This window comes from Hyphomonas polymorpha PS728 (assembly GCF_000685315.1).
GTDB lineage: Bacteria > Pseudomonadota > Alphaproteobacteria > Caulobacterales > Hyphomonadaceae > Hyphomonas > Hyphomonas polymorpha.
In genome coordinates, this window is the sequence record NZ_ARYM01000013.1 from 127,469 (window position 1) to 134,292 (window position 6,824).

6 protein-coding genes are annotated in these 6,824 nt (G+C 61.9%); 3 read left to right on the top strand and 3 right to left on the bottom strand.

All coding sequences use genetic code 11. The features are described 5' to 3' along the window. Positions 1–109: 109 nt before the first annotated feature. Genes ftsA through HPO_RS12400 form a run of 3 tightly spaced genes read right to left on the bottom strand, consistent with a single transcriptional unit; the run spans position 110 to position 3,176 of the window. Entirely contained in the window at positions 110–1,405 is a 1,296-nt protein-coding gene (gene ftsA / locus HPO_RS12390) for a cell division protein FtsA (protein ID WP_035599187.1), read from the bottom strand. Beyond that, positions 1,405–2,280, bottom strand: a complete 876-nt coding sequence (locus tag HPO_RS12395; protein WP_035599190.1) for a cell division protein FtsQ/DivIB — start codon at positions 2,278–2,280, stop codon at positions 1,405–1,407. Before HPO_RS12395 ends, ftsA begins: the two co-directional genes overlap by 1 nt. Next, the gene (locus tag HPO_RS12400; protein ID WP_035599192.1) at positions 2,268–3,176 is read right to left on the bottom strand and encodes a D-alanine--D-alanine ligase; all 909 of its coding nucleotides are present in this window, start codon (positions 3,174–3,176) and stop codon (positions 2,268–2,270) included. The genes HPO_RS12395 and HPO_RS12400 overlap by 13 nt, the downstream gene beginning before the upstream one ends. 397 nt (positions 3,177–3,573) lie before the next feature. Here HPO_RS12400 and HPO_RS12405 point away from each other — a divergent pair, with 397 nt between their 5' ends. The 3 genes from HPO_RS12405 (at position 3,574) to HPO_RS20545 (ending at position 6,818) form a co-directional block, all read left to right on the top strand. Then, on the top strand, positions 3,574–5,652 hold the full coding sequence (locus HPO_RS12405; RefSeq protein WP_035599195.1) for a TonB-dependent receptor plug domain-containing protein: 2,079 nt from the start codon (positions 3,574–3,576) through the stop codon (positions 5,650–5,652). A 93-nt stretch (positions 5,653–5,745) separates the two neighbouring features. After that, entirely contained in the window at positions 5,746–5,889 is a 144-nt protein-coding gene (locus HPO_RS20840; RefSeq protein WP_199285921.1) for a hypothetical protein, read from the top strand. 146 nt (positions 5,890–6,035) lie between these two features. Then, a complete protein-coding gene (locus HPO_RS20545; protein WP_157532809.1) occupies positions 6,036–6,818 on the top strand; it encodes a hypothetical protein in 783 nt (260 codons plus the stop codon). Positions 6,819–6,824 lie beyond the last annotated feature (6 nt).

The following is a 6,824-nucleotide window of genomic DNA, read 5'->3' on the forward strand; positions in this document are numbered from 1 at the left end:
TCACAATCCGCGTCATGCCGGGCTGTATTCAACCTCCACCATCATGGGGCGGGGCTAAAAAACGCTTAAGTGAGTGTGGATGGGAGAAGAAAAATTCCGGGAAAGTTCCTCAGAAGTTGTCCTTCAGCCAGCGCAGCGCAGCATTCACCCAAGTGCCCGATCCGGCAGCATCCTCTGTTGATGCCACGCCAGCCCGCGCAGCATCTGCATACCCCAACTCCGGATAGAGTATCAGGCCGGACGCGGTGGAGAAAGCCGGTGTTGCCAGTGTCTCGCCAAGAAACTCCGAAATCACCGGTTTGCCGAGGCGCACGGGCGCGCGCAGGTACCGGCTGGCGACTTCGCGGATGCCGGGAAGCTGGCTGGCGCCGCCTGTGAGGACGACGCGGTGGGGGAGAACCTTGCGGACATCGCTGGTCTCCAGGATCTGGGCGACGAGTTCGAAGGTTTCCTCGATGCGCGGGGCAATGATGCGCGCGATCTCGCCGCGCTCGGTGCGGGTGGCGTGCAGGCGGCCATCATCGCCCAGGCGGGCGGCCTCGACCCGTTCGGCAAGGCCGGGGCCTTCCAGGTCGGCCGTGCCGAAGACGGTCTTGATGCGCTCGGCGGCGGCAAAGGTGGTGCCAAGACCCTGGGCAAGGTCTGCGGTGACATGCTGGCCGCCGACAGGCACGAGGCCGAGCCAGGCGGGCGCGCCGTTGAGGAACACGGAGACAGCCGTGATGCCGGCGCCCATGTCGACGCAGATGGTGCCGTTTTCCAGCTCGTCCTCGATCAGCGTGCCAAGGCCCGACGCGATGGAAGAGGGGACGAGCTTGGTGACGCCGAGATGGGCGCGGCCAACGCATTCAACGAGATTGCGCACCATGGATTTGGGCGCGGTGATTACGGCCATGCGCACGTGCAGCGTGCCGGCGATCATGCCGACGGGCTGGCGCACGCGGCCGGCGGCGCGGTCAATCGTGTAGACGACCGGCCAGGCGGCCAGAATGTCTGCATTCTTCTGTGGCACGCGGGCCATGGCCTGAGTGTGCAGGCGGCGGACATCGCGGGCGGTGACGGCGCGGCCGCCCGGCTCGATCTGGGCTTCGACGAGGCAGGAGGTGACCTGCGGGCCGCTGACGCCGAGGATGACTTCGCTGATCGGTTCGCCCGCTTCACGCTCGGCATCTTCCACGGCAACCCGGATGGTGCGCTCAAGGCCTTCCATGTCGGTGATGCCGGTGCCGTTGAAGCCGCGTGTCTGCTGGCGCCCGCCGCCGAGGATCTGGATGCGGCGCGGGCCGGAGCCATCCGGGCGGCCGATCAGGCAGGTGGTTTTCGAGCAGCCGATATCAAGGGCGGCAACCGTGCCGGCGCGCTGGCTCTGCAGGCGGGCGAGACGTTTGGCCGACAGGTTTGCCATCAGGTGCGCTCGCCGGCGGGGGTAAGCGGGTGGGCGAGCTGGGCTTCCTTCGTGGCGCGCAGATAGACCCGGTTGCGCGAGCGCAGATCGATCATTTCCAGCGGGCGCTGGGTGAGGGCGGTGCGCACCTGCAGTTTGGCGAGACGGTCAAGCGCGGGCTCAAGCGCTTCGTCTTCGGGCAGGCGAACCGTCACGCCACTGACGAAACGCATGTCCCAGCGGCGTTCGCCGACGCGGGTGGCGACGGCGACGCGATCGTTGATGTCTGGTGACGCGGCGAGCGCCCGGGTGAGCTGGGGCGCGGCGGTGGGCGCGCCGAGACCCGCGAGGCGCAGCAGGTGGCCGTGATCTTCGGCCTTTGCGTCCGGCAGGATGCGGCCGAGGCCATCGACGACCTTCCAGTCGCGCCCGTCATGCCAGAGGGCGACGGGCTCAGCCGCTTCGGCGAGGATCACCACCTGGCCGGGCCAGAGACGGTGTACACGGACATTGAGGACTTTCTTGGTGGATTCGACGCGGCGGCGGATGACATAGGGGTCGGCGCGGAACATGTTTTCGCCCGGCTCGATCATCGCGGCGGCGCGCACTTCATCGGCGAGCGCCGGATTGAGCTCCAGACCGATCACCGACACCGAGCGCACATCGACCCCGGCAAGGCGGGCGGTATCGTCCATGAAGCCGCCAAAGCGCGAGCCGATCTGCGACATCGACCCGCCCATCCAGGCGGCGGTGGCGACGAGGATGGCGATCAGCATCACGATGCCGAAGATCACCGAGGAGACGCGGACTTCCTCGCCGGTGGATTCGTCGATGATCGTGGCGGGGGCGCGGCGGCGCCCGCCGGGGACGGTCTGGTTGCGCTCTATCTTTGGCATGAAGCGTCCTCGATCATCCAGGCGACAAGCTCCTCGAACGCCATGCCGATATGCGCGGCCTGCTCAGGCACGAGCGAGGTCGGCGTCATGCCGGGCTGGGTGTTTGTCTCGAGGATCACGAGCCGGTCCTTCTGTTCATCATAGCGGAAGTCTGATCGCGTTGCTCCGCGGCAGCCCAGGGCCTTGTGCGCCGTAAGGGCAGCGTCCATCGCCGCCTTCGTCACATGGGCCGGCAGGTCTGCCGGGATCACATGTCTTGATCCGCCAGCCGCGTATTTTGCATCAAAATCGTAATAGTCCCTTAAGGTCGTGATTTCAGTGACAGCGAGGGGCTTGTCTCCCAGCACGGCGACGGTGAGTTCGCGGCCGGGAATGTATTCTTCGGCCATCAGATAATCGCCATAGCGCCAGTTCGGGCCGGTGAGTTCCTGGGGCGGGCCGTTGGCGCCTTCGCGCACGATCAGCACGCCGAAGCTGGAGCCTTCATTCACCGGCTTGATCACGTAAGGCGGGGGCAGGGCGTGGGCCGCTGCGGCCTCGGCGCGGGTGACGCGCTTGTCGGCGGCGACATCGAGACCGGCCGAGCGGTAAACGGCTTTCGATTTCAGCTTGTCCATGGCCAGAGCCGAGGCAAGCACGCCGGAATGGGAGTAGGGGATGCCCATCACCTCCAGCACGCCTTGGACGCAGCCATCTTCGCCCCAGGGGCCGTGCAAGCCGTTGAGGACCACATCGGGCTTGGCTTCGGCGAGCTGGGCGGCGAGGTCGCGGGTGACGTCGATCTCGGTGACGCCGTAGCCGGCCTTGCGGGCGGCAGCGGCCATCTGCTGGCCGGAGGACAAGGACACAGGCCGTTCCGAAGACCAGCCGCCATAGATCACTGCTACCCGTTTCATGGGAAATTCCTTCTGCCGCTTACTGCCGCGCTCTCGTCCAGTTGATGGCCTGACACGGTGAACAGCGACTTAAGACGCGGGCCGCGGCGGCTGTCAGGCGGGGGCAGGGCCGTTTTGTGGCGGATTACCGAAATATCATGTTCGGGCGGGATGGCGGTCGGCGCGTGCCGGTTCGCCAGAAAAACCGGGCGTTCCGCCGCTTGGGTGGCCAGAGCCCGGCCTGATTTTCGCGAGTGATTATTATTTGCGCGCTCAAAAAGAGGTTGACTACATGTGTAGTCTCATGAGACCACGCCTCAACCTTATTGAAGATCGAGAAATCGATACCGAAAAACGGAAATGATATTTGAGCGGCGCTGTCAAGCAGGCGGCTCGGAAAGTGTGGGAGGAAATGCCGATGCCGATAAAACCGCTGCTGATGGGAAGCCTTGCCGTGATGGCGCTGATGGGGCCTGCGGGCGCCGAGACGGCGGTGGCGGTGATGCCGGACGCCAGCCCCGCCGCGAGCGGAACGGACCGTTCCGCCTATGTGCCGGCAGACTTTGACCAGTATGGCCCGGTGACGGCGCTGGACATGGTGCGCCGCATTCCGGGCTTTGCCATCCAGAGCGATGACAGCGGCAACCGGGGCTTTGGCCAGGCGCGCGGCAACGTGCTGATCAACGGGCAGCGGGTTTCGGCCAAGTCCAACGGGGCGGAAGCCGAGCTGGGCCGGGTCGCGGCGGCGCGGGTGGTGCGCATCGAGGTGCTGGACGGAACGCAGACCGACATTCCCGGCCTGACCGGCAAGGTGGTCAATGTGATCACCGATGGCGAAGGCACGATGGACGGCACCTGGCGCTACAAGATCCGCCTGCGGGAAAACCTGCCGCCCTCCTTCAACGAAGGCACGCTGACGCTGGCGGGCAGCCGGGGGGCGCTGAGCTGGAGCCTGGAGGCGGCCAGCGCGCCGCAGCGGGGCGCCGATGCCGGCTGGCGCCTCATTCAGGACGGGCAGGGCAACCTTCTGGAACAGCGCCGGGAGGATTTCACCCGCGTGGGGGATGATGTTTCCGTGGCCGGGTCGCTCTCCTGGAAACCGGCCAGCGGGGCGATTGCCAACCTCAACGCCAGGGCGGGCGTGTGGGAAGTGGACCGCAAGCAGATTTCCAAGACCTATCCGCTGGGCGGGGTGGAGGGGCGGCGCCTTTTCCAGGGCGCGGAGGATGAGTGGAACGCCGAAATCGGCGGGGATTATGAATTCGGCCTGGGGCCGGGGCGGCTGAAACTCATCAGCCTTGTGCGCCATGAGCACAGCCCGTTTGTTGACCGGTTCCTGATGGGCGGGCTCGACGGATCTGGTCAGTATGCGTCCAATTTCGAGCAGACCGTGGACGAGGGCGAATACATCCTGCGCAGCGAATATGCCCTGCAGACGGGGAAGGGGCGCGACTGGCAGATTTCCGCCGAGGGCGCGTTCAACTTCCTGGAGGCGGAAACCGCGCTGGATGAAGCCATTGGCGGCGGGCCTCTGCTGCCGGTGCCGTTGCACCTGGCCAACAGCCGCGTGGAGGAACGCCGGGGCGAGGTGATCCTCACCCATGGGCGCCAGCTTTCGCCCAAACTCAACCTGCAGCTTTCCGGCGGATTGGAATATTCCGAGCTCGAACAGACCGGCGACGCGGAAAACAAGCGCAGCTTTACCCGGCCCAAGGGCTTTGCCACGCTTTCCTGGCAGCAGAGCGACACGCTGAAACTGGTTGGCAAGGTGGAACGGCGCGTGGGCCAGCTCGACTTTTACGACTTCATTTCCTCGGTGGACCTGGACCTTGGCAATGGCCAGTCCGGCAATGAGGAAATCGTGCCCAGCCAGTCCTGGCGCTATTCGGTGGAGGCGCAGAAGACTTTCGGCGAATGGGGCGCCTCGACTGTGCGCTTCCTCTATGTGGACCTGGAGGACGTGGTGGACCAGGTGCCGATCGGGCAGGGGGCGGGGCCGGGCAATATCGACAGCGCCACGGCCTGGTCGGTGCAAACCGAATCGACGCTGAAGCTCGGCAAGCTGGGGTTCACCGGCGCAGAGATTACCGCCACGGGCCGCTATTTTGATACGGAGGCAGACGATCCGGTGACCGGCATCCGCCGCTCGATAAATGGCCACCTTATCTGGGACTATAATATCGAGCTGCGCCAGGATGTTCCGAAGACGGATATTGCCTGGGGCGTGATCCTGGAAGGGTTCAAGCAGGAGCCGTTCTACCAGCTTTCCGACACGCAACTGTCAGGCAACGAGCCGCCTTTCCTGATGGCCTATCTGGAACACAAGGACATCGCCGGCATGACCGGCACCGTGGCCATCGGCAACCTCGCCAACCAGAAAGACACCTACTGGCGCCGCGTCTATGATGGTGACCGCAACGGGGCGCTGGTGCGCACGGAGGAATATTCCCGAGCGTTCGGGCCGATTTTTACGGTGGAGTTGAAGGGGAAGTTTTGAGAAATTGGGACTTTTGTTCTCTTAAAAAACAGTATATGTTCTTGATATAGTCCTCGCGCATGGGGCGTGAGTGATTCTGTCACGAGAATGATCATGGCAAAGAATGAAAAGACTGGCTCCAAGGTCGGGACTATCGCTTCCAAAGGACTTCAGAAGCCGGGTTCGCTTTCGAACAAGGAGATCAAGTCTCTTGCTGCATCAGCGCTGACGCAGCGGCCGAACAAGAAGAAGGGATAGGACAGCCAATACTGATTCTATTGAAGAGAACGGTGCGGCGCCCTTCTTATCAATAGGTATGCGGTGATGCCGCCTGCGAGGGGCAGTTCTCACCAAAGTGAGCCATGATAGGGGGGGCGCAGTTGTCGATTTGCGCGAAAAGGTCAGTGCTGATCTTGGGTGCCGGGGTTTCTGCGCCATTTGGGGTCCCTCAGGGCGCACGAATGATTCCAAATATTCAAGCGGGCTTGAGTGCCGACCGGAATTTTGTTGATGGAACAGAGGGGCGCTTAGCTTACGAACTGGAGCGCTTTGTTAGATCGACATTTAGTTCAAACAGTCAGTTTTGGCGGCAACCTTACTTTGGCGCGGTTCTTAGTCGGCATTGGGATTCGGTAAACAGAACTTTGGACGTAGGCGGAATAAATCAAGATCTTCGCAGGCTAAGGAATCTTTGTGGGCTTCTACTAAATCAAACTTCTGAAACGATTGACGACTTTATCGTTGAAAATCCTAGCTATTCCGATGTGATCAAGATTTGCATTGCAGTGGAAATTATGAAGCGGACTTATGATCTACAAGGCGAAAAGATTTCTCCAAAATCATTAGAAGTTAGAACGGTCAGCGCTAAGCAGAGAAATTGGATACACCTGTTAATCAATTTAATTAGGCACGGAATTAGGTCTGGAACCGTCTCTCCTGAGAATAAAATCAAGATTATATCCTTCAATTATGATGGAATTCTTGAGTATGTGCTTGATCGACAATTTGAAAACACCGAGTCTCAATACGATCACTATACGAACTATATTGATATTGTTCATCCACATGGGCAGTGTGGAAACCTAAATGTAGACGCAATTAGTTCCCCATTTCAGTTGACTGAGTGGGCGAGCGGAATTTCAGTTGTTAATGAGCGGAATGTTGGCAACGCTGAACCGCGCCGGTAACCCCGG